The organism is Micromonospora sp. WMMA1998, assembly GCF_027497375.1.
GTDB lineage: Bacteria > Actinomycetota > Actinomycetes > Mycobacteriales > Micromonosporaceae > Micromonospora > Micromonospora sediminicola.
This window is the reverse complement of record NZ_CP114911.1, coordinates 1027477-1049080: the sequence shown is the minus strand read 5'-3', so window position 1 is coordinate 1049080 and position 21604 is coordinate 1027477. Positions and strand designations below refer to the sequence as shown.

General features: G+C 74.2%; 23 protein-coding genes and 1 pseudogene. 16 read left to right on the top strand and 8 right to left on the bottom strand.

Going from position 1 to position 21604, the window contains the following annotated elements:
* The first annotated feature begins 10 nt into the window (after positions 1–10).
* Positions 11–1303, top strand: a complete 1293-nt coding sequence (locus O7600_RS04340; RefSeq protein WP_281592404.1) for a GAF domain-containing protein — start codon at positions 11–13, stop codon at positions 1301–1303.
* 5 nt (positions 1304–1308) lie between these two features.
* On the opposite strand, the gene heR is transcribed toward O7600_RS04340, so the two are convergent.
* Positions 1309–2076 carry a heliorhodopsin HeR gene (gene heR / locus O7600_RS04335; RefSeq protein WP_281592403.1) on the bottom strand — a complete coding sequence of 256 codons (768 nt, stop codon included), beginning with the start codon at positions 2074–2076 and terminating at the stop codon, positions 1309–1311.
* Between the two features lie 118 nt (positions 2077–2194).
* Here heR and O7600_RS04330 point away from each other — a divergent pair, with 118 nt between their 5' ends.
* On the top strand, positions 2195–3613 hold the full coding sequence (locus O7600_RS04330; protein WP_281592402.1) for an RtcB family protein: 1419 nt from the start codon (positions 2195–2197) through the stop codon (positions 3611–3613).
* Positions 3614–3619: 6 nt separating this feature from the next.
* Here the strand turns inward: O7600_RS04330 and O7600_RS04325 are convergent, their stop codons facing one another.
* The gene (locus O7600_RS04325) at positions 3620–4048 is read right to left on the bottom strand and encodes an archease (RefSeq protein WP_281592401.1); all 429 of its coding nucleotides are present in this window, start codon (positions 4046–4048) and stop codon (positions 3620–3622) included.
* Positions 4049–4117: 69 nt separating this feature from the next.
* Here O7600_RS04325 and O7600_RS04320 point away from each other — a divergent pair, with 69 nt between their 5' ends.
* Positions 4118–4477, top strand: coding sequence for a hypothetical protein (locus O7600_RS04320; RefSeq protein ID WP_281592400.1), 360 nt, complete (start codon positions 4118–4120; stop codon positions 4475–4477).
* A gap of 148 nt (positions 4478–4625) precedes the next feature.
* On the opposite strand, the gene O7600_RS04315 is transcribed toward O7600_RS04320, so the two are convergent.
* Positions 4626–5600 carry a WYL domain-containing protein gene (locus O7600_RS04315; protein WP_281592399.1) on the bottom strand — a complete coding sequence of 325 codons (975 nt, stop codon included), beginning with the start codon at positions 5598–5600 and terminating at the stop codon, positions 4626–4628.
* A gap of 44 nt (positions 5601–5644) precedes the next feature.
* On the opposite strand from O7600_RS04315, the gene O7600_RS04310 reads away from it, so the two are divergent.
* Entirely contained in the window at positions 5645–6121 is a 477-nt protein-coding gene (locus O7600_RS04310; protein WP_281592398.1) for a hypothetical protein, read from the top strand.
* Entirely contained in the window at positions 6121–6576 is a 456-nt protein-coding gene (locus tag O7600_RS04305; RefSeq protein ID WP_281592397.1) for a hypothetical protein, read from the top strand. Before O7600_RS04310 ends, O7600_RS04305 begins: the two co-directional genes overlap by 1 nt.
* On the opposite strand, the gene O7600_RS04300 is transcribed toward O7600_RS04305, so the two are convergent.
* Positions 6551–7228, bottom strand: a complete 678-nt coding sequence (locus tag O7600_RS04300) for a TetR/AcrR family transcriptional regulator (RefSeq protein ID WP_281592396.1) — start codon at positions 7226–7228, stop codon at positions 6551–6553. The genes O7600_RS04305 and O7600_RS04300 overlap by 26 nt on opposite strands.
* Positions 7229–7354: 126 nt before the next feature.
* Here O7600_RS04300 and O7600_RS04295 point away from each other — a divergent pair, with 126 nt between their 5' ends.
* The 5 genes from O7600_RS04295 (at position 7355) to O7600_RS04275 (ending at position 12663) form a co-directional block, all read left to right on the top strand.
* Positions 7355–8854, top strand: a complete 1500-nt coding sequence (locus O7600_RS04295; RefSeq protein ID WP_281592395.1) for an NAD(P)/FAD-dependent oxidoreductase — start codon at positions 7355–7357, stop codon at positions 8852–8854.
* A complete protein-coding gene (locus tag O7600_RS04290; protein WP_281592394.1) occupies positions 8847–9764 on the top strand; it encodes an SDR family oxidoreductase in 918 nt (305 codons plus the stop codon). Before O7600_RS04295 ends, O7600_RS04290 begins: the two co-directional genes overlap by 8 nt.
* Positions 9761–10615, top strand: coding sequence for an alpha/beta fold hydrolase (locus O7600_RS04285; RefSeq protein ID WP_281592393.1), 855 nt, complete (start codon positions 9761–9763; stop codon positions 10613–10615). The genes O7600_RS04290 and O7600_RS04285 overlap by 4 nt, the downstream gene beginning before the upstream one ends.
* 105 nt (positions 10616–10720) lie before the next feature.
* Complete coding sequence (locus O7600_RS04280; RefSeq protein WP_281592392.1) at positions 10721–11389, top strand: GntR family transcriptional regulator; 669 nt, start codon at positions 10721–10723, stop codon at positions 11387–11389.
* Complete coding sequence (locus O7600_RS04275; RefSeq protein WP_281592391.1) at positions 11386–12663, top strand: MFS transporter; 1278 nt, start codon at positions 11386–11388, stop codon at positions 12661–12663. Before O7600_RS04280 ends, O7600_RS04275 begins: the two co-directional genes overlap by 4 nt.
* Before the next feature lie 4 nt (positions 12664–12667).
* Here the strand turns inward: O7600_RS04275 and O7600_RS04270 are convergent, their stop codons facing one another.
* Positions 12668–13081: a hypothetical protein gene (locus O7600_RS04270; RefSeq protein ID WP_281592390.1), complete on the bottom strand. Its 414-nt coding sequence runs from the start codon at positions 13079–13081 to the stop codon at positions 12668–12670.
* 132 nt (positions 13082–13213) lie between these two features.
* Here O7600_RS04270 and O7600_RS04265 point away from each other — a divergent pair, with 132 nt between their 5' ends.
* Entirely contained in the window at positions 13214–14302 is a 1089-nt protein-coding gene (locus O7600_RS04265; protein ID WP_281592389.1) for an S-(hydroxymethyl)mycothiol dehydrogenase, read from the top strand.
* The gene (locus tag O7600_RS04260; RefSeq protein ID WP_281592388.1) at positions 14299–14928 is read left to right on the top strand and encodes an MBL fold metallo-hydrolase; all 630 of its coding nucleotides are present in this window, start codon (positions 14299–14301) and stop codon (positions 14926–14928) included. Before O7600_RS04265 ends, O7600_RS04260 begins: the two co-directional genes overlap by 4 nt.
* Positions 14929–14938: 10 nt before the next feature.
* Here the strand turns inward: O7600_RS04260 and tsaA are convergent, their stop codons facing one another.
* Genes tsaA through O7600_RS04245 form a run of 3 tightly spaced genes read right to left on the bottom strand, consistent with a single transcriptional unit; the run spans position 14939 to position 16694 of the window.
* Positions 14939–15346 (bottom strand): tRNA (N6-threonylcarbamoyladenosine(37)-N6)-methyltransferase TrmO, encoded by a 408-nt coding sequence (tsaA, locus tag O7600_RS04255; protein WP_281592387.1) that lies wholly within the window; start codon positions 15344–15346, stop codon positions 14939–14941.
* A complete protein-coding gene (locus tag O7600_RS04250; protein ID WP_281592386.1) occupies positions 15343–15837 on the bottom strand; it encodes an MEDS domain-containing protein in 495 nt (164 codons plus the stop codon). Before O7600_RS04250 ends, tsaA begins: the two co-directional genes overlap by 4 nt.
* On the bottom strand, positions 15834–16694 hold the full coding sequence (locus tag O7600_RS04245) for an MEDS domain-containing protein (RefSeq protein ID WP_281592385.1): 861 nt from the start codon (positions 16692–16694) through the stop codon (positions 15834–15836). The genes O7600_RS04250 and O7600_RS04245 overlap by 4 nt, the downstream gene beginning before the upstream one ends.
* A 288-nt stretch (positions 16695–16982) precedes the next feature.
* On the opposite strand from O7600_RS04245, the pseudogene rho reads away from it, so the two are divergent.
* The 4 genes and pseudogenes from rho to O7600_RS04225 form a co-directional block, all read left to right on the top strand.
* Positions 16983–18086, top strand: a pseudogene (gene rho / locus O7600_RS04240) (transcription termination factor Rho); the annotation flags it as partial.
* A gap of 110 nt (positions 18087–18196) precedes the next feature.
* Positions 18197–19282, top strand: a complete 1086-nt coding sequence (locus O7600_RS04235) for a DUF3626 domain-containing protein (protein ID WP_281592384.1) — start codon at positions 18197–18199, stop codon at positions 19280–19282.
* A gap of 213 nt (positions 19283–19495) precedes the next feature.
* Positions 19496–20221 (top strand): hypothetical protein, encoded by a 726-nt coding sequence (locus O7600_RS04230; RefSeq protein ID WP_281592383.1) that lies wholly within the window; start codon positions 19496–19498, stop codon positions 20219–20221.
* Positions 20222–21031: 810 nt separating this feature from the next.
* Positions 21032–21583: a hypothetical protein gene (locus tag O7600_RS04225; RefSeq protein WP_281591132.1), complete on the top strand. Its 552-nt coding sequence runs from the start codon at positions 21032–21034 to the stop codon at positions 21581–21583.
* Positions 21584–21604: the final 21 nt, after the last annotated feature.

Sequence of the window (21604 nt, the reverse complement as noted above, 5' to 3'; positions counted from 1 at the left end):
GAACCACAGCATGACGGCGGTACCAGGCCAGCGACCCGCTCCAGCGACTCGGCCGAACGCGGGTCATGCCGCGCAGGACGATCTGCGGCAGCTGTTCGGGCGGTCCATCGCCGTCTTCGCCGCGCTCGCCGGACCCACGCACGTGGTGGAGGCAGCGAATCCGGCGTTCTTCGCCACCATCGGTGAGGAACGGGCGCGCACCGGGGTGGCGATCGCCGAGTTGATGCCCGAGTTGGCAGAACAGGGCTTCCTTGCCCTGTTGGACGAGGTCTACCGCACGGGGGAGCCCTACACCGGTCGGGACGCGCGGGTCGTGCTCGGCGCCGGCCCGCACGCCCGGGAGGCGTTCTTCGACTTCACCTACGAACCGCGTCACGACGCTGGCGGCGCCGTGACCGGGATCCGGGTGATCGGCGTGGAGACCACCCAGGTCAAGCACGCCCAGCGGCTGATGGCCGAGCACCGTGCCCTGCTGGAGCAGATCGCCCGCCAGGCGCCCCTGCCCGAGGTGCTCGACGGAATGGCCCGCTGCATCGAGAACCTGGCCCCGCAGGAGGTGCTCGTCTCCGTTCTGCTCGCCGACCCCGACGGCCGACACCTGCGCCACGGCGCCGCACCGAGCCTGCCCGACTTCTACAACCAGGCCATCGACGGAATCGCCACCGGCGAGGGCGTGGGCTCCTGCGGCACGGCCGCCCACCGGCGGGAACCGGTCATCGTCACCGACATCGCCGCCGATCCGTTCTGGGACGACTTCCGCGGGCTCGCCGAGCGGGCCGGCCTGGCCGCCTGCTGGTCGACGCCGATCCTGGCGCGCGACGGCAGCCTGCTGGGCACCTTCGCCATCTACCACCGCACGCCGCGGATCCCGAAGGACACGGATCTCGCCCTGATCCAGGTCTTCACCGGCACCGCGGCCCTGGCCATCGAACGCCACCACATCGAACAGGCGAAGGTGGCCGCCGAGGCCCGCGCCAGAGCCGCCCACGACCGGCTGGCCGAGGCGGTGCGCGCGGAGCGGGAGCTGCGCGGCGAGGCCGAGCGGCGCGCCGCCACCGCCGCGGAACTCGCGGCCCGGATGCGTGCCGCCGCCGCCGCGCAGGCCGCCCGGCCACGTCCCGAGCGTTGCCAGCTCGGCGGGGACGCGGGATGCACCGCCGCGGCCGAGATCAAGGTCGCCGATTCGTGGGGCGACTCGGCGTGGGGCTGCCCGATCCACGTCGAGGAGGCGATTCTGCACGTGCGGTCGGTGTTCATCGCCAGCGAGGAACTCGGCGGCCTCGCCGGCTACCTCAACCGTTGACGACCTCAGGTGCGCAGAACGTTGGCGTAGATGAGCCAGGCCAGCGCGGACTTGGCCGCCAGGCTGAGCACGATGTACGAGACCTCGCCGTAGCGGTAGTCCCGCCACCGGCCCCGCCGGGCGTACTGCAGCGCCATGTTGACCGCGAAGCTCGCGAAGAGGAGGAACTGCACGATGATGATCGCCCACACGAAGCCGGGAATCTCCGGCGGCTGGGCGACGTAGACGGCGATCGCGAGCCAGGGTGCCGCGCCGACCAGCGAGCCGAACCAGAACGCGCTCCAGTCGGCCCGGCCCGGGGTCTGCTGCCGCTCCATCAGGAGACCGAAAAGGATCATCGCGGTGTTCGCGGCGAAGATCCCGATCACCGCCGCGAGATCGCGGATCCCGACGAACAGACCGATCAGCACGATCATGATCGACGCGCTGACCGAGTACTCGATCCATCGCGCGTAGTTGGCCCGCCGATCCAGGTTGCGCTCGTACCAGCGGTGCACGCCCGGGGCGGCGGTCACGACGTGGTCGACCGCGGCGAGCAGCAGGAACACCGCCACCGCCGGTCCGACGGCGATCCGGAGGGCCACGTCCGGGACGGTGGCGTCCCGCAGGGTCACCGGGTCCGCCGTCAGGTACGACGCGGTCACCGGCAGGGACAGGTCGTTGCTGGCCGCCCACATCCAGACGCCCTCGGAGGCGAGCAGTGCGCCGACCAGCACGTTGACGGCACGCAACCCCCGGTAGCGGTTCCCGCCCACCTCGGCGTGATGCCCCATGGGCGTCACCATAGGCAGCCCGGGTGGCCACCCACCGGCATTCCGCTCGGGGTGGTCACCCGGAAGAGGTGACGCGCATCCGCGTGTAGCGGTCCGGGAGCCGGGTAGCCGGCCGACCATGGACCTGGTCGAGGAGTCGCCGTACCGGTTCCGGATCGACCGGCGCGAGGAGATGCGGGTCCCCGGCGTGGTGTACGCCTCGCCCGCGCTGCTGCCCGACGCCGGGTCGGACAAGTCCCTGGAGCAGGTCGCGAACGTGGCCACCCTGCCCGGCATCGTCGGCGCCTCGTACGCCATGCCGGACGTGCACTGGGGCTACGGTTTCCCGATCGGCGGGGTGGCGGCCACCGACGTGGCGGCCGGTGGCGTGGTCTCACCGGGCGGCGTCGGCTTCGACATCTCCTGCGGCGTGCGGCTGCTGACCGCGGACCTGGACCGGGCGGCCCTGCGACCCCGGCTGGCCGCGCTCATGGACGGACTCGGGGAGTCCACCCCGCGCGGCATGGGCCGCGGCGCGGTGTGGCACCTGAATGACCGGGCCGAGCTGGACGCGGTGCTGCGCGGCGGCTCCCGGTACGCGGTCGAGCGCGGCTTCGGCGTGCCCCGGGACCTGGCCCGCTGCGAGGATCGCGGCGCGGTCGACGACGCCGACCCCGCGCAGGTCAGCGCGCGGGCGATCGCGCGCGGCGCCGGCCAGGTGGGCAGCCTCGGCTCGGGCAACCACTTCCTGGAGGTGCAGGCCGTCGAGGAGGTCTACGACGAGCCGGTCGCCGCCGCGTTCGGGCTGCGCGCCGGACAGGTCTGCGTGATGATCCACTGTGGGTCGCGCGGGCTGGGCCACCAGATCTGCACCGACCACGTGCGCGCCATGGAAGGCGTGATGCCGGGGTACGGCATCGAGGTGCCGGACCGGCAGCTGGCCTGCGCGCCGGTCACCTCGCCCGAGGGACACGCGTACCTGGGGGCGATGGCGGCGGCGGCCAACTACGCGCGGGCCAACCGGCAGCTGCTGGCCCACGCCGCCCGCCAGGTCTTCGCCCGGGTCGCCGGCTGCGACCTCGACCTGGTGTACGACGTGTCGCACAACCTCGCCAAGATCGAGGAGCACCGGGTGGACGGGACGCCGCGCCGGCTCTGCGTGCACCGCAAGGGCGCCACCCGGGCCCTGCCGCCCGGCCATCCCGACCTGCCCGAGGATCTGCGTGCGGTGGGCCAGCCGGTGCTCATCCCGGGCTCGATGGGCACCGCCTCGTACGTCCTCACCGGCGTGCCGGACGCGCCGGCCTGGGCCTCGACCTGCCACGGTGCGGGACGCGTCCGCAGCCGCACCCAGGCCAGCCGGGCCGTACGCGGGCACGACCCACGGCGCGAGCTGGAGGCACGGGACGTCGCGGTGCGCGGGGCGTCCCGGCGCGGCCTGGCCGAGGAGATGCCGGAGGCGTACAAGGACGTGGCCGCCGTGGTGGCCGTGGCCGAGGGAGCCGGCCTGTGCGCGAAGGTGGCCCGGCTGGTCCCGCTCGGCGTGGTCAAGGGCTGAACGCGTTCACACGTCCAGCGTCACCGCGCACTCCCAGTCGCCCGACGCCGCCCCGAACCGCAGCTCGTGCAGCGACACCGCCTTCGGCACGGCGCCGACCAGCTCGGCCGCCTCCGTGTCGGTGGTACGCCACCGCACCACGAGGCCGCCGTCGCCGGCCGGGTGGACCTCCGTGCCGAGCGGCAGCACGCCCTCGGTCTCCATCCGGAAGATCACCTCGTCGAGGACGCCGACCAGCAGGTCACCGTCGCGGGCCGGCGGCATCCGGAACTCCGAGGACCCGGTCGGCGTGGCCGAGGCGGTGTCCGCGAACGTGTCGACGAGCGCCGTCACCGCCTCGGCCACGCAGTCCTCCCGACTCGGCGCCCACGCCTCGATCCGGACGTCGGCGGTGTGCGGCACGCAGCGGTGTCCCCGGGCGGGTCGGTGCGCCATGTCCCGATCATCGCGCCGCCGGGCGGAGGCGGCCGGGGTTTCGTCGTACCGGGCGGTTAGGGTGCGCCCGTGATCGCCGACGACTCCGATGCCGTGACCGTGGTCTTCCTGCGCATGATGCGCGCCGAGCTGCGGGCCGAGCGGGTGGGGGAGGATTCCCTCGGCCGCACCGTCGAACTGGCGCGGCGGTGGTGGGGCACCGCCGACGCGCGACTGGCCGACGCGCTGCGCGAGCTGCACGCCGAGCCGGTCGACGTCACCGACCCGCCCGCGTCGGCCGCCGCCGGCCCGCTCACCCCTCCCGATCCGCGTGGCGCCGCGCTGTCCCGGTTCGCCGCCAACGCCCGTCGGCTGCGCGCCGGCGAGATCAGCCCGGCCGAGTTCGACGAGATCATGGGCGCCGACCACCCGGACCGGCCGGCGACCTGACCCGCCGCTACCCACCGCCCCCTCGGAGATCGACCGCGCCCTGGCCACCCTGGCCCCCGACCCTCGCCCGTCGATCAAGGAGTTCGCGTCGAGTTCCGGCGCCCGAGCAGACGCGAACTCCTTGATCAACGAGGGCCGGGAGGGCGGGTCAGGGGGAGGGGTAGAGGGCGGTCAGGGCGGCTGCGGTCTCGGTCAGCCGGCGGCGCAGCGGCTCGGGGGAGAGGACCTCCACCTCGGCGCCGAGGCGGAGCAGGTCGCCGTGCGCGTGGGTCAGCGACTCGATGGGAATCACCGCCCGCACCCAGCCCGCCTCGTCGGGCGGGCCGGCGCTCGCCTCGGCGGCGGCGACCACCACGTCGCTGCCGACCTCACGCAGCCGCGCGAACCCGCGGGGCGAGAGCCGCACGGCGGCCTCGTCCCGGTGCAGGCCGGCCCGGAACGCGACCACGTGCGCCCGCCACCAGGCCGGCAGGTCGAACTCGGGCCGGTCGAACGGTTCGTCGAGCGGGGTGAGGTCGAGGATCTGGTTGACCCGGTAGGTCGCCGGCTCGGCACGGTCCGGCCGGGCGGCGACCACGTACCAGCGGCCGCCTTTGAGCACCAGGCCGTACGGTTCGAGCACCCGCGTCGCCTCGCCCCGCCAGCCGCGGTAGCGCACCCGGATCCGGTGCTCCCGCCACACCGCCTCGGCGGCCTCGGCCAGGTGCGGCGAGGGGTCACCGTCGGAGTACCAGCCCGGCGTGTCCAGGTGGAACCGCTGCTCCAGCCGCGCGGCCCGGTCGGCCAGCGGGGTCGGGAGCGCGGCACGCACCTTGAGCTGCACGGCGGCCACGACCGACTGGTAGCCCAACTCGGCGGCCGGACCGGGGAGCCCGGCGAAGAGCAGCCGGTCGGCCTCCTCGGCGGTCAGGCCGGTCAGCCGGGTTCGCCAGCCCTCCACCAGCCGGTAACCGCCGTCGTGCCCGGCCTCGCCGTACAACGGGATGCCGGCGGCGTGCAGCGCCTCGACGTCCCGGTAGATCGTGCGGACCGACACCTCCAGACGGGCGGCCAGGTCGGCGGCGGTGAGCCGGCCGTGCGCCTGCAGGAGCAGCAGGATGGACAGGAGTCGACTGGCCCGCATTCCGCTGACAGTAGCTGTCAGGGGAGTGGTCCTAGCGTGCGGCCATGGCTTTCCACGACAAGGAGCTGACCGTGCCGGGAACCGTCGAGGTCGCCGGCCGGCACGTCAAGCGCTACCACATCGACCAGCCGGACCGCCGGCTCGAGGCGCGGGTGGTCGACGCCGCCTACGCGTACCTGCCGACCCTGCTGCCCGCGCCGGACCCCACCACCCCGCCGGCGAGCTGGGTGGTGCTGCACCGGGGCGCGGACACCGGGGCGTACCTGCTGGCCTACACCTGGTTCTTCGACAACGTCGTCCAGTGCCGCATCGCGATCGCCGGGCAGCCCGCGCTGGACTGCCCGGACGACGACCCGGCGCACTTCGTCGACCTGGACCGGCCCGGCGTGGGCTGCGTCTGGGAGCTGGGCGTGCTGGAGCACGAGCGGACCGCCTGGATCCGGCACGTGCTCGCACCGACGACCCCGGATCTGGCCGGCTACCTGGCCGATGCTCGCGCCGAGGGGCCGGTGGGGCGCTGATGGGCGACTTCGACTTCTTCGTCGGCAGGTGGGACGTGACCAACCGGCGGTTGCGGGAGCGCCACGTCGGCGGCGACGACTGGGACGAGTTCTCCGGCATCAGCGAGGCGCGCTCGTTCTTCGACGGCGCCGGCAGCTTCGACGAGATCCGCTTCCCGACCCGGGGCTTCTCCGGCTCCACGGTGCGGCTGCTCGACCCGACGACCGGGCTGTGGTCGATCTGGTGGATGAACAGCCGGCGCGGGGTGCTGGAGCAGCCGCCGGTGGTGGGCCGGTTCACCGACGGCGTCGGCACGTTCTACGCCGACGACAGCGACGAGGGGCGGCCGGTGCGCTGCCGGTTCCTCTGGTCGGCGATCACGCCGACGTCCTGCCGCTGGGAGCAGGCGTTCTCCATCGACGGCGAGCGCACCTGGGAGACCAACTGGATCATGGAGTTTCGGCGGGCGGCCTGACCGGTGGCGTGGTGGTCCGGTAGATCGCGGTCAGCCAGACGTCGAGCAGCACGTCGACCACGTCCCGCTCGGCCACGGCCGGGCCGTCGCCGGCGAAGGTCGCGTACCAGACCCGTTCGTTCATCGAGTTGAGCGCGATGGCGAGGTCCCGGGCGGGCAGCCCGTCCGGGGCCGCGCCGCGCGCGCGTTCCACCTCGATCGCGGCCTGCACCGCGCGCACCCAGCGTTCCAGCACCTCGGCCCAGAGCCGCCGTACCTCGGCGTTGGTGCCGCGCACCTGGGCGCAGGCCAGCACCACGTCCCGGTGGCCGCCGAAGGCGGCGTGGAACCGGGCGATCAGCTCCCGCCAGCGGGCGCGCGGGTCGTCGGCGAGGCGGTCGAGCACGTCGCCGGCGGCGGCGTTCGCCTCCTCGGTCACCCGGTCGAGCAGGGTGAGTAGCACCGCGTCCTTGGACGGGAAGTAGAAGTAGAACGTGGGGCGGGAGATGCCGGCGCCTCGGGCCAGGTCGTCGATGGAGATGTCGCCGAACGGGCGCTCGCGCAGCAGCCGCTCGGCGGTGGCCAGGATCGCCGTCTCCCGGTCGTCACCGGTGGAGCGGCCGGCCCGCCGCCCGCGCGGTACGGCCCCGGTCGGCGTGCGCGCACTGGTCATGTCGGCCGATGCTACACCCGCTCGACACCCTGTCGAATCGACTCGACAGGGTGTTGACTGGCCTCGACGGCGGTGGATAGTGTCCGGTCCACCGCCGGGAGAACCGCGGGGAGAACGGGAGAAACCATGGCCTCCGACCACGTCGACGTCCTCATCGTCGGTGCCGGCCTGTCCGGCATCGGGGCCGCCGTCCACCTGGGACGCGAGTGTCCCGGCAAGACCTACGCGGTGCTGGAGGCCCGGGACGCCATCGGCGGCACGTGGGACCTGTTCCGCTACCCGGGCATCCGCTCCGACTCCGACATGTACACCCTCGGCTACGCGTTCAAGCCGTGGACCGACCCGAAGGCCATCGCCGACGGCGACTCGATCCGGGCGTACGTGCGGCAGACCGCCCGTGAGTACGACGTGGAGCGGCACATCCGCTTCCGCCACCGGGTGGTACGCGCCGAGTGGGACAGCGCCACCGCCCGCTGGACCGTGCGCGCGCACCGCGACGACACCGGCGAGGACGTGACGCTCACCTGCGCGTTCCTGTTCACCAACTCCGGCTACTACCGCTACGACGAGGGCTACACGCCCCGCTTCCCCGGCGTCGAGCGGTACGCCGGCACGCTCGTGCACCCGCAGCACTGGCCCGACGACCTGGACTACGCCGGCAGGCGGGTGGTCGTGATCGGCAGCGGCGCCACCGCCGTCACCCTGGTCCCGGCCATGGCCGAGCGGGCCGCACACGTCACCATGCTCCAGCGCTCACCCACGTATGTGATCTCGCTGCCGTCGCGCGACCCGTTCGCCGACGCCGCGCGGCGCTGGCTGCCCCCGAAGGCCGCGTACGCGGTGGCGCGGTGGAAGAACGTCACGCTCGGGGTGGCCAACTTCCAGCTCAGCCGGCGCGCCCCCGGTCTGGTGAAGCGGTTCCTGCGGCGGGCCGCCAAGGGTCGCCTCCCGGTCGGCTACGACGTCGACCGGCACTTCTCGCCCCGCTACGACCCCTGGGACCAGCGGCTCTGCGTGGTGCCCGACGGGGACCTGTTCACCGCGCTGCGCGAGGGCCGGGCCGCGGTGGTGACCGACACCATCGAGACGTTCACCGAACACGGCATCCGGCTCGCCTCCGGCGCGGAGCTGCCGGCCGACGTCGTGGTCACCGCCACCGGCCTCAACCTGCTGGCGCTGGGGGGCATGACGCTGGTGGTCGACGGCGCCGAGGTCGACCTGGCCCGGACGATCGCCTACAAGGGCATGATGCTCTCCGGGGTGCCCAACTTCGCCATGACGATCGGCTACACCAACGCCTCCTGGACGTTGAAGGCCGACCTGGTCGCCACCTACGTCTGCCGGCTGCTGCGGCACCTCGACGACACCGGGCAGCAGATCGTCACCCCGCTCGCCCCGGACACCGACGACCTGGAGCCGATCATCGACCTGAAGTCCGGGTACGTGCTGCGCGCCGTCGACCAGCTGCCCAAGCAGGGCCCGCAGGCGCCGTGGCGGCTGCACCAGAACTACCCCCGGGACGTACGGCTGATGCGGAACGGTCCGCTGACCGACGGCGTACGGTTCGCCCGGGCCGCCGCGCCGGCCGCCGCGGCGGTGGCGACCTCGGGAGGAACCGATGCGTGACCTGGAGTTCGCCGGCGGCACTGCGGTGCTGACCGGCGCCGCGAGCGGCATCGGCGCGGCGCTGGCCCACGGGCTGGCCCGGCGCGGCGCGGACCTGGTCCTGCTCGACCGGGACGCCGACGGCCTGGCCGCGGTCGTCGCGGCGATCCGGGCCGCCCACCCCGACCGGCGGGTCCAGACCCATCTGGTCGACCTCGCCGACGCCGACGCCACGGACCGGGTGGCCGCGGAGATCCACCGCGCGCATCCCCGGATCCGATTGTTGGTCAACAACGCCGGCGTCGCGCTCGGCGGCCGGTTCGACCAGGTGACGCTGGAGGAGTTCCTCTGGGTCATCGAGATCAACTTCCGGGCGGTGGTGCGGATGACCCACGCGCTGCTGCCCGCGCTCAAGGCCGAACCGGGCTCCCACCTGGTCAACGTCTCCAGCCTGTTCGGCCTGATCGCCCCGGCCGGACAGGCCGCGTACGCGGCGAGCAAGTTCGCCGTGCGCGGCTTCACCGAGGCGGTGCGGCACGAGCTGGTCGACGACGGGATCGGCGTGACCTCGGTGCATCCGGGTGGCATCCGGACCCGGATCGCCGCCAGCGCCCGGGTCGGCAGCGGCGTCTCCCTGGACGAGTACGAGGTCGGCCGCCGGCAGTTCGAGAAGCTGCTCACCATCGACCCGGCGACCGCCGCCGAGGTGATCCTGCGCGGCGCGCGGCGGCGTCGGGGCCGGGTGCTGATCGGCTGGTCGGCGAAGCTGCCCGACCTGCTCGCCCGGATCGCGCCCGCCGGGTACGGCAGGGTGCTGGCCCTGGGCATGCGCCCGCGTCCGGCCAGGGTGCCGGCGCCGCGCCCGCCCGCCACCGATCCGGTCGGGCCGGCGCCCGACCGGGCCGCCCCGGAGCCGGGACGGCCCGCGTGACCGTCGCCCTGCCGCCGGCCGACGAACGCGCCGTCGACGGGCGGCGGGTGCGCTGCCGGATCACCGGCGACGGCCCGCCGGTGCTGCTGCTGCACGGCATCGGCCGCACGCTCGACGACTTCACCGCGCTGCACACGGCGCTGGCCCGGGACCACCGGGTGCTCGCCGTCGACCTGCCCGGGCACGGCGGCTCCGCCCCGCTGGACGGGACGCACACGCTGCCGGCGCTCGCGGCGGCCGTGGCCGGGTTCCTGGACGCGGTCGGCGTCACCGGTCCGGTCCACCTGGTCGGCAACTCCCTCGGCGGGGCGGTGGCCATGCGCCTGGCCGTGGACGCGCCGCACCGGGCGGCCAGCCTGGCGCTGCTCAACAGCGCCGGCTTCGGCCAGGAGGTGACCGTCGCGCTGCGGCTGCTCGCGGTACGCCCGCTGGCCCGGCTGCTGCTGCGCCCGCACCCGGCGATCGCCCGTCGCACCGAGCGGGCCATTTTCGTCGACCCGGCGTACGTCACCGAGGAGCGGATCGCCGCCGCGCTCGCGGTGGCCCGGCAGCCGCACGCCGCCCGGGTGATGCGGGAGCTGGTCCGCGACCTGGGCACCTGGCGCGGGGTACGCCCGCAGTGGCGCGCCGAGCTGCTCGACGCGGTCGCCGCTCTGGACCTGCCCACCCTGCTCGTCTGGGGCGACCGTGACCTGATCCTGCCCGCCGCGCACCTCGGGTACGCGCGCAGCCGGCTGCCCCGGGCGCGCAGCCACCTGTTCCGCGACACCGGGCACATGCCGCAGATCGAGCGCACCGCCGAGGTGGAGGGTCTGCTGCGGCAGCTCTGGGCGGGCGAGCCCGCGGCCTGACCCCCTGGCGCGTGGCCCCGCGCCACGATCCCTGGCACGTGGCTCGCGCCACGATCCCGGGTGCCGGCGGCAACTGCCGGCCGGGTGCTGGCGCATCATAGATACATGACGCATCCCAGCCCGGTCGCCGGCGCGCGCCCCGCCGTCCCGTCCGCCGCCGAGCGGGCCTACCGGCACCTCAAGCAGGCGATCCTGGAGCAGGTCTACCCGGGTGGCCAGCTCGTCAGCGAGGGCGAGATCGCCGAGGCCACCGGGGTCTCCCGCACCCCCGTGCGGGAGGCGCTGCTGCGGCTGGAGTCCGAGGGCCTGGTCCGGCTCTACCCGAAGCGGGGCGCGTTGATCCGGCCGGTGTCCGCCCGGGAGATCGCCGACGTCATCGAGGCCCGCCGCCTCGTCGAGCTGCACGCCGCCGAACGGGTCTGGCCGCGCCGCGCCGCGCTCCGCGCCGACCTGGCGGGCCGGCTCGACGAGATGCGCCGGGCGCACGCCGCCGGCGACCTCACCGCGCTGATGGCCGCCGACCGGGCCTTCCACGCCGCCGTCGTGGAGGCCGCCGGCAACGAGATCCTGGCCGAGCTCTACCACCGGCTGCGCGACCGGCAGTTGCGGATGGGCGAGGCCAGCTTCCGGCTCTCGCCCGGCTGGGCCGAGGTCGCCCTGGCCGAGCACGCCGGTCAGCTCGCCGCGCTCGACGGCGACGACCCGCAGGCGTGGCGCGACGCCGTCGCCGGCCACATCGACAGCGCCGCGACCATGCTCGGGGCGTTGCGGTGAGCGTCGCCCGCCGTCCGGCCGCCCTGGTCTACGCGGTGGCGGTGACCGCGTACGTGGCCGCCGTGTTCCACCGCAGCTCACTCGGCGTCACCGGGGTCGACGCGGCGGACCGCTTCCACGTCAACGCCGCCGCGCTGGCCACCTTCTCCGTCGCCCAGCTCGCCGTGTACGCGGCCATGCAGGTCCCGGTCGGGGTGCTGCTGGACCGCTACGGCTCGCGTCGGCTGCTGCTGGCCGGCGCCGCGCTCATGGTGGCCGGGCAGATCGTGTTCGCGGTGGCCACCGACGTACGCCTCGCGGTCGCGGCCCGGGTGCTGGTCGGCCTCGGCGACGCGATGACGTTCATCAGCGTGCTGCGGATCGTGGCGTTCTGGTTCCCCGGCCGACGCAATCCGCTGCTGGTGCAGCTCACCGGCACGATCGGCCAGCTCGGCGCGGTGCTCGGGGCCGTTCCCCTGGTGGCGTTGCTGCACCACGCCGGCTGGACCCCGGCGTTCCTCACCGCGGCGGCGCTCGGCGCCACCGTGCTGCTGCTCGTCCTCGTCGCGGTCCGCGACACCCCGCACGCCGAGCACACCACCGCGCTCGCGCCCGACCTGGCCACCGTACGCCGGCAGCTCGCCGACGCCTGGGCGCAGCCCGGCACCCGCCTGGGCCTGTGGACGCACTTCGTCACCCAGTTCTCCGGCGCGGTGTTCGCGCTGCTGTGGGGCTACCCGTTCCTCGTGCAGGGGCAGGGCTTCTCGCCCACCGCGGCGGCCGGGCTGCTCACCCTGATGACGCTGGTGACCCTGGCGTGCGGCCCGGTGGTGGCGCACCTGTGCGCCCGGCACCCGTTCCACCGCTCGGTGGTGGTCTTCACCATCACCGCCGCCACCGCCGCCGTCTGGGCGGTGGTGCTGGCCTGGCCCGGCCGCGCGCCGCACGGGCTGCTGGTGGCGCTGGTGGTGGTCCTCGCGGTCAACGGCCCCGGCTCGGTGATCGGGTTCGACTACGCCCGGACGTTCAACCCGGTGCACCGCATCGGCAGCGCCACCGGGATCGTCAACGTCGGCGGGTTCGTCGCGTCGATCGTGCTGATCCTCGCCGTCGGCGTGGTGCTCGACCTGGCCACCCCGGCCGGCGCCGGCACCCCGCCGCTGTCGGCGTTCCGCTGGGCGTTCGCCGTGCAGTACCTGCTCTGGGCGCTCGGCGCGGTGCAGGTGCTGCGCTACCGCAACGCCGCCCGCCGCCGGCTGGCCGCCGAACGCGCCGCGGTGCCCGTGCCGGCCTGAGGGATCAGCGCCGCCGGCGGGTGAGCGAGTCCAGCACCAGCGTCAGGCCCGCGCCGACCAGCCACACGTCCTTGGCCAGCCCGATGCCCGCCTGGCTCGGCCGCAGGCTGGTGCCCTCCCGCATCCCGGGCGTCTTGAGGTAGAGCTGCACCAGCCCCGCGCCGAACGCGGTCAGCCCGGCGCCGGCCAGCAGCGACGGCACGAACGGCGCGAGCAGCGCCGCGCCCAGCGCCATCTCGGCGCGGGACAGCAGCATGGCGAACCGGTCCGGAGGAATCTGGCGCAGCTGCGGCAGCGCGCCGACCGCCATGCCGTGCATCCCCGCCGCGGCCTCGCCCTCCAGGGTGCGCTTGGAGAGTCCGGAGTTCAGGATGTACGCGCCGATGGCGATCCGCAGCGGAGCGTGCGTCAGCCTCATGATCACTCCTTGTCCGAGATGCCGGGCCCTGCGGGTACCCGATGACGAGCGGGGCATTCCGCCGGTCGGCGCCGGGCCGCCGGCGATGATCGGCGGTAGGTTCGGCACAGGACCTGAACGAAGGAGACGACCGTGAGCCAGGAAGTCCGGGGAGTCGTGTCGCGACGCAAGGGCGCGCCCGTGGAGGTCACCACGATCGTGGTGCCCGACCCGGGGCCGGGCGAGGCGGTGGTCCGCGTCCAGTCCTGCGGCGTGTGCCACACCGACCTGCACTACCGCGAGGGCGGCATCAACGACGACTACCCGTTCCTGCTCGGCCACGAGGCCGCCGGCGTCGTCGAGCAGGTGGGCGACGGCGTCACCGACGTGGCCCCCGGCGACTTCGTGGTGCTCAACTGGCGGGCGGTCTGCGGGCAGTGCCGGGCCTGCCGGCGCGGCCGCCCCTGGTACTGCTTCGCCACCCACAACGCGGCGCAGAAGATGACCCTGACCGACGGCACCGAGCTGTCGCCCGCGCTCGGCATCGGCGCGTTCGCCGAGAAGACCCTCGTGCACGCCGGCCAGTGCACCAAGGTCGACCCGTCGGCCCGGCCCGCCGCCGTCGGCCTGCTCGGCTGCGGCGTGATGGCCGGCCTCGGCGCGGCCATGAACACCGGCGGGGTGACCCGGGGCGACTCCGTCGCGGTGATCGGCTGCGGCGGCGTCGGCGACGCCGCGGTGGCCGGCGCGGCCCTGGCCGGCGCGACCACGATCGTCGCGGTGGACACCGACTCCCGCAAGCTCGACTGGGCGCGCCGGTTCGGCGCCACCCACACCGTCAACGCCTCCGAGGACGACCCGGTCGAGGCGATCCGCGCCGCCACCGGCGGTTTCGGCGCCGACGTGGTGATCGACGCGGTCGGCCGCCCGGAGACCTGGAAGCAGGCCTTCTACGCGCGCGACCTCGCCGGCACGGTCGTGCTGGTCGGCGTGCCCACCCCGGAGATGACCGTCGACCTGCCGCTGCTCGACGTGTTCGGGCGCGGCGGCGCGCTCAAGTCCAGCTGGTACGGCGACTGCCTGCCCAGCCGCGACTTCCCGATGCTCACCGAGCTGTACCGGCAGGGCCGGCTGGACCTGGACGCGTTCGTCACCGAGGAGATCGCCCTCGACCAGGTCGAGGAGGCGTTCACCCGGATGCACCACGGCGACGTGCTGCGCTCGGTGGTGATCTTCCCGTGACCGCCCGCGTCGACCACGCCGTCACGTCCGGCACGTTCTCCCTGGACGGGCAGACCTTCGACGTGGACAACAACGTCTGGGTGATCGGCGACGACACCGAGTGCGTCGTCGTCGACGCGCCGCACGACGTGGCCGCCATCCGCGCGGTGGTCGGCGACCGCCGCGTGCTGGCGATCCTGGCCACCCACGCCCACGACGACCACGTCCGGGTCGCTCCCGAGCTGGCCCGGGCCACCGGCGCGCCGGTCCTGCTGCACCCGGCCGACCGGGTGCTGTGGGACCAGGTCCACCCGGACACGCCACCGGACGGCGACCTCACCGACGGGCAGACCGTCACCGTCGGCGGGGCCACGCTGCGGGTCCTGCACACGCCCGGCCACAGCCCCGGCGCGTGCAGCCTGTACGCCCCGGAGCTGGGCGCGGTCTTCACCGGCGACACGCTGTTCGCCGGCGGTCCCGGCGCCACCGGCCGTTCCTTCAGCGACTTCGGCGCCATCGTCGAGTCGATCCGCACCCGGCTGCTCACCCTGCCGCCGGAGACGGTGGTGCACACCGGGCACGGCGACGACACCAGCGTCGGCGCCGAGGCGCCGCACCTTCAGGAGTGGATCGCCCGGGGCCACTGAGCCGGGCGGCTCACCGTTCCCCGTCGAGCACCGGCTTGAGGTCGACGACGGGCGTGCCGTCCAGCGCCTCCAACGCGTCCACCCGCACCCGGGCGCCGGTCACCTCCAGCACGCGTGCCCGGTGCACACCGACCGGGTTGGGGCGGTGCGGCGAGCGGGTGGCGAACACCCCGGCCTCCGCGCGGGTGACGTCACCGCGCGGGTGCACCGTGAGGACGTCCCGTCGGGCCCGGTCCAGCCAGGTCAGCACGAGCACCTCCACGCCCGGGCGCAGGCCCGCCAGCGCCGGGAGGTACGCATCGTCGAACACCAGCCAGGCCTGCGGCGCACCCTCGTCGCCCTGACAGGGCGCGGTGGTCGGATCGGTCAACGGCGACTCGACCCGACCGACCGGGAGCAGGTGTGCGGGCGTCGTCACGAGGTGTCCCCTCTCCGTACGTGCAGCCGGACGGTGGTGCCGGCGACCTCGGCGAGCACCCCCGGGTCGAGCCGGCCCGCGTCGTACGGGCACAGGACGGTCATCGCCCGGTCCGCCAGGGCCCCGTTGATCGCGGCCTCGTGCTGGGCGCAGGCCGGGTACTCCTCGGCCGAGCGCCCGGCCCAGATCGGCTCGCCGATGACCCGCACCCGCCGGCCGGGATGCCGGTCGGCGAACGCCTGGAGCACCCAGGGGATGATCCGTCCCGGGTTGCGCCCGGCCTCGCCCATGTCGGCCCAGCCGACCGTGTCCGCGGCCGGCCCGAGCGCGGCGCGCAGCAACGCCAGCCGGGGCGCCGGCGCGGCGACCAGCACCGGCTCGCCGGCCGCCAGTCCCTCCTGGACGAACGGCACCGCGACCGCCAGCAGGCTCGGGGCGTCGGTGTAGAACGACAGCTCGTGCCGCAGCCCCACAGCGGTCGGCGCGCTCATGCCGGGGCCCCGGAGCTCACGCCGCCCAGCACGTGCAGCAACCGGTGCAGCGCCGGCCGGCAGCCGACCAGCCGGATGCCGGTGTGGCTGGCCCGGTCGGCCCGGGCCAGCTCGGTGGCGGCGCCGGCGTCGGCGAAGCTCAGATCGGTCAGGTCCAGCACCGGCGGCCCGGCCGGCGCGCGTTCCCCGGCGGTCAGGTCGGCGAGCAGCGCGATGAACGCGTCGCGGTTGCTGCGGTCCACCTGCCCCACCAACCTCAGGCCGGGCGGATCGCCGGTCCGGTACGCGCGCAGCAGCGGGGACCAGGTGCGCGGCGGACGCGGCCCGGCCGTGCCCGGGTGGGCCGCCGCGAGGATCCGCAACTGCTCGGCGGGGAACCGGCGCCGGTCGTACAGGCACAGGCCGGCGACCCGGCCGTCCGGGAAGAGGGGATTGAGCGCCTGTTCGTAGCGGCGCAGTTCGTCGAGGCTCACCGCGGTGCCCAGCACCCACGTCATGTCGCCGCTGAGGCGTACCCCCGGATAGCCCTCCCGCCGGGCCCGGGTGACCTCGTCGCGCACGGCCTCGGCCATCGCGGCCGGGGTCGGCCGGCCGCCGGCCAGGAAGGCCTCCACGGCGGGCAGGATGCGCAGCTGACCCGCTGCCACCGCGGCCTCGGTCGGCACGCCGACGGCGTCGACGCGGGCGCGGACCGCCTGCGGCGTGGACGTCTCGGTGAAGCAGACCACCTTGTGGCCGCGGCGCAGCCCGGTGGCGGCGAAACGGCCGACGGTGTCGAGCGCGTCACCGTCGTCGTCGTGGATCCAGCAGACGTGGTCCCCCAGATCGACCTGGTCGACCACGGTCGTAGCAGTCACGGTACGAGCCTTCCCGGTGAACGCGTGCCTCACTGTAACGCCGCGCCGGGGCGCCGATCCGCTTGCCCGCCGCGCCGCCGAGGGGTTAGCCTGCCCCTGGACCCGGAAGCCGGCGCACAGCGCCGCCCGACGTCCGATCTTCCCCAGGTGGCCGGTCCTGTCCGGCTATCCGCCCGTGGTCGCACCCCCGGCTTTCCGCCCGGAGGGTTCCCGCGGGCACTCCTTCCCCTGCCGTCCCCACCGGCCGGCACGGTCCCGAAAGGCAACCCCATGACCTCCGTATCACGTCCCGTCAGCGGTGTCGTCGACATCGTCGACGGTCACGCGTGGCTCCGGGTGGACGGCTACCCGCCGTCCGCCGCCGACGTCCACCTCGCCGCCGGTCAGCTGCGCCGGCACGGCCTGCGCCGCGGTGACCTGGTCACCGGCACGGTCCTCGCCGCCCCGCGTCCGGGCCGGCCGGTGCCGTTGGAGCGGCTCGACGGCATCAACGGCGTGCCGCCGGAGCAGGCCCGCCGGCGGCGCGACTTCTACCAGCTCACGCCGGTGTACCCACGGGAGCGGCTGCGGCTGGAGACCGAGCCGCACATCCTGACCACCCGGGTGATCGACCTGGTGATGCCGATCGGCAAGGGTCAGCGGGCGCTGATCGTGTCGCCGCCGAAGGCCGGTAAGACGATGGTGCTGCAGGCGATCGCGAACGCGATCACCCGCAACAACCCGGAGTGCCACCTGATGGTGGTGCTGGTCGACGAGCGGCCGGAAGAGGTCACCGACATGTCTCGGTCGGTGAAGGGCGAGGTCGTCGCGGCCACGTTCGACCGTCCGCCGCAGGACCACACCACGGTGGCGGAGCTGGCGATCGAGCGGGCGAAGCGTCTGGTCGAGCTGGGGCACGACGTGGTCGTGCTGCTCGACTCGCTGACCCGCCTCGGCCGTGCCTACAACCTCACCGTCCGCTCGGCCGGGCGTACGCTCTCCGGCGGTGTCGACGTGGCCGCGCTGACCCCGCCCAAGCAGCTGCTCGCCGCGGCCCGCGCGGTCGAGGAGGGCGGTTCGCTGACCATCCTGGCCTCGGCTCTGGTGGAGACCGGCTCGGCCGCCGACACCCTCATCTTCGAGGAGTTCAAGAGCACCGGCAACGCCGAGCTGAAGCTGGACCGCTCGCTCGCCGACCGGCGGACCTTCCCGGCCGTCGACCTGCGGGCCTCCGGCACCCGGCGGGACGACCTGCTCTGCACCGACGTCGAGCGGCACCGCCTGCGGGCACTGCGATCGGCGCTGTCCACCCTGGACCGTCAGGCCGGCCTGGATCAACTGCTGCGCCAACTCACTGCCACCGGCGGCAACGCGCACCTGCTGGCCCGCCTCGGCGCCGCCGCCCACGGTTAGGATCGTCGGCCACGGCGGAGCAGGGGTACACCGCCCCGCCGTCTTCCCGGACCTGGGCGCCGGAGAAACCCCCTCGCCGCCCGGACGCCGGGCCCGCGATACTCGACGCCGTGCCGGCGACCGTCCTGACCGAAGCCCAGTCCGCCGCGTTGCGACACGTGCGTGACGTCGCCATGCGCGACCGCCCGGCGGCGCTCGCCGTCATCGCGGAGCATCTCGCCGGTTCGGGCACGTCCTACCGGTACGAGGAGGTCCTCGCGGCGGTGACCGCGCACGGCCGGCTGACGCTCAACTTCCACCCGGACCGGCTGCTGCGCGACGGCCGCACCGTGGCCGAGGCGCTCGACGAGGAGGGCGTCTACCGCAGCCAGTTCGAGACCGGCATCGGCAACGGCGGGCTGACCGCCTTCCCCGGCGGCGACCGGGACGTGTGGGAGGCCGCGCTGTTCGGCGGCGCGTACCAGCGTCCCGGCGTGCTCCCCGCCGAGCGTCCCAGGTACGGCGGCCTGAACCTGCTCGACCATCCGGACGGCGCCTGTCCCCGGTTCGGCTCCTGCCACCTGCGGCTGCGTCCGGAGGCGTTGGCCCGCGCCACGTTCTGTTTCGGCGACAGTCACCTCGGGCCGACCGAGGTCGGCACCGCCGTCGTCTTCGAGCCGGTCCTCGCCGCGCTGCTGAGCGCGACCGAGGGGACCGGCGTCAGCCTGGGGGTGGCCGGAATGGACACCGGCACCCTGCTGCGGGCACTCCTGCGCCGGCGGGAACGGGCATCCGAGCAGGCCGGTCGCGCGTTGGACGACTACATCGAGGCGCAGGTGCACGGCGAGCTGAGTCTCGCCCGCGACGTCGAGGCCGTGGTGTGTGACCCGTCCTTCCGCGGCACCCGCGAGGGGCGGCTGCTGGCCGCGATCGCCGCCCGGCACGGCTTCGCGCTGCGCTGGCACCCCGGCTTCGAACTGGCCGTGGACGACGTCGACGCCGAGTTCCGCGGCCCGGACATCCCGCCGTTGGCCGCCCGCGTGCACGCCGAGTTCGCCCGGCCGGGGGAGCCGCTGCACGCGGCGCTCGTCGGTCGCGCCGCCGCGTCCCTGGTACGCGAGCCGCGGCGCTGGGCCGACCGCGGGCCGGCCGAGGTGACCCACCAGCACCTCAAGCAGCTCTGGCACGTGCTGGTCCGGTTCGGCCGTCCGGCCTGATCGTCCCGTTCCGGCACCGGCCGGGCCCGGCTGTCCGATACCCCGGGTGACCTGGACCGCAGCTCTCGCCGCGCCTGGCATATCCGGAATGACCGACACGTCGAGCGGGTTGTGTTCCCCGTACCGCCGGCATCGCAAACCCCGTACCCGCCGGTAGTCCGCCAAGGGGCGCTCACCCCGGAGCGCGTCGTAACGATCGAAAGGGCAACCATCGTGAAGCAGCACTTCACCCGATGGCTCCCCGCCATCGCGAAGACCGCCGTCGCCAAGACCACCGACCTCGCCCAGAACCGCCGCGCCGTGCTGACCGTCGCGGGCGTGGCCGCCCTGGGCGGGCTGGCCTTCGGTCCCACCGCCGTCGCCGCCCCGGTGACCAGCGGACCGCACGCCGGCGCCAAGGCCGCCATCGACCTGGCCACCGGCAAGAAGACCGCCACCGAGACGGTGAAGTCCGGCCTGACCACCGGCAGCGACAAGGTGCCGAGCAAGGCCGACCGGCCGGCGCGGGACCGGCTCATGCCGCACGGCGTCGAGGGCGCGCAGTCGCGTATCCCGCTCGACGACGCCCAGCTCGACAACGCCAAGGCCATCGTCAAGGCGGCCAAGGAGTCCGGCGTGGGGGAGCGGGGCGCCGTGATCGGCGTCGCCACCTCCCTGCAGGAGTCCAAGCTCTACAACCTCGGTCACCTCGGCGCGTACAACGACCACGACTCGGAGGGTCTGTTCCAGCAGCGCCCGTCGTCCGGTTGGGGCACGTCCGAGCAGATCACCGACCCCGAGTACGCCAGCAAGGCGTTCTTCGGCGCGCTGAAGAACGTCGGCGGCTGGCAGGACCTGCCGCTGACCACCGCGGCACAGACGGTCCAGGTGTCCGCCTACCCGTACGCGTACGCGCAGTGGGAGGAGCAGGCCGCGGACATCGTCCAGCAGGTGTGGTGACCCGTAACGCGTGAACGGCCGGCCCCGGCTTCCGGGGCCGGCCGTTCCACGTCTCCGCCCGTCGCGTTCGGGGCCACGCCGTGGTTCGGCGAGACGATGTCGCGGCTGGTCACCGCCGACCCTCCGGCCGGAAACGGGCGGGGCCGCCTGTCGTCCCGCTGCCGCTGTTCGGCGGCGGGTGCCGGTCGGTGTTCCCTTCCTGAGGGACGGGGACCTGGGTGTCCATGCGCGGTTGAGGGACCCATGGCGTTCCACTCGTCGGCTGGTGGGCCGGTCGGTGGAACGTCATGGGTGTCTCCGAGGCCGGGAGACACCCATAGCGTTCCACCGACGAGATCAACGGGCGGTGGGTGGAACGTCATGGGTGTCTCCGGTCCGGCACGCACCCGTGGCGTTCCGCCGACGGGCGTCAACGGGCGACGGGTGGATCGGGGTGGGCGTCTCCTGTGCCGGGATCACCCATGGTTGCCCGGCTGCCCGGGTGGGGTGGGTGTCCGGTTCGGCGGTGGTGGGCGGCACCCCGGGTGTGGAATCGCCGCCGGCTCGGCCGCGTTGTAGACGGGTGAACGACCGAGCAGGCGACCCCCCGAGCCGCCCCGCCCCCGGCGGGGAGTGACGGCAGGCCGCCGGTCGTTACACATCATCCCGGCGCCGCGTGCGGGCCCCCGCCCCGCGAGCCTGCCGGACAACCCCGGCCCCCGTGAGCTGGCCCCCGGCCCCGCGAGCGTGCCGGATCCCCCTCAAGACATTGTTGAGCGCCTGACGGTGCCCACACCCCCCGGTGTGTTGACCCCCGAATGGAGCCCCCTGATGAACACGATCCTGCGTAAGAGCATCCTGGGTATCGCTGGTCTGGCCTTCACCGGTGGCGTGTTCGCCGGTCCGGTCGCCGCCCACGCCGACACCCCCGCCCACGCCGCCGGTAAGCCCGTCGCGGTCGCCTCCGTGCAGGGTGAGCAGTCGAGCATCACGCTGAACGACGAGCAGACCGCCAACGCGAAGGCGATCATCGCCGCGACGAAGAAGGCCGGTCTGCCGGAGCGGGCCGCGGTCATCTCGATCGCCACCGCCCTGCAGGAGTCGAAGCTGGAGAACCTCGGGCACCTCGGCGACCGCAATGACCACGACTCGCTGGGCCTGTTCCAGCAGCGCCCGTCGAGCGGTTGGGGTACGCCGGAGCAGATCACCGACCCCGAGTACTCCACCCTGGCCTTCTTGAAGGGTCTGAAGCAGGTCGACGGCTGGGACAAGATGCCCCTGACCGACGCCGCCCAGACCGTGCAGGTCTCCGCCTACCCGGACGCCTACGCGCAGTGGGAGAAGCAGGCCACCGACATCGTGGCCGAGCACTGGACCAAGTAAGACCTACGCGAAAGGCCGGCA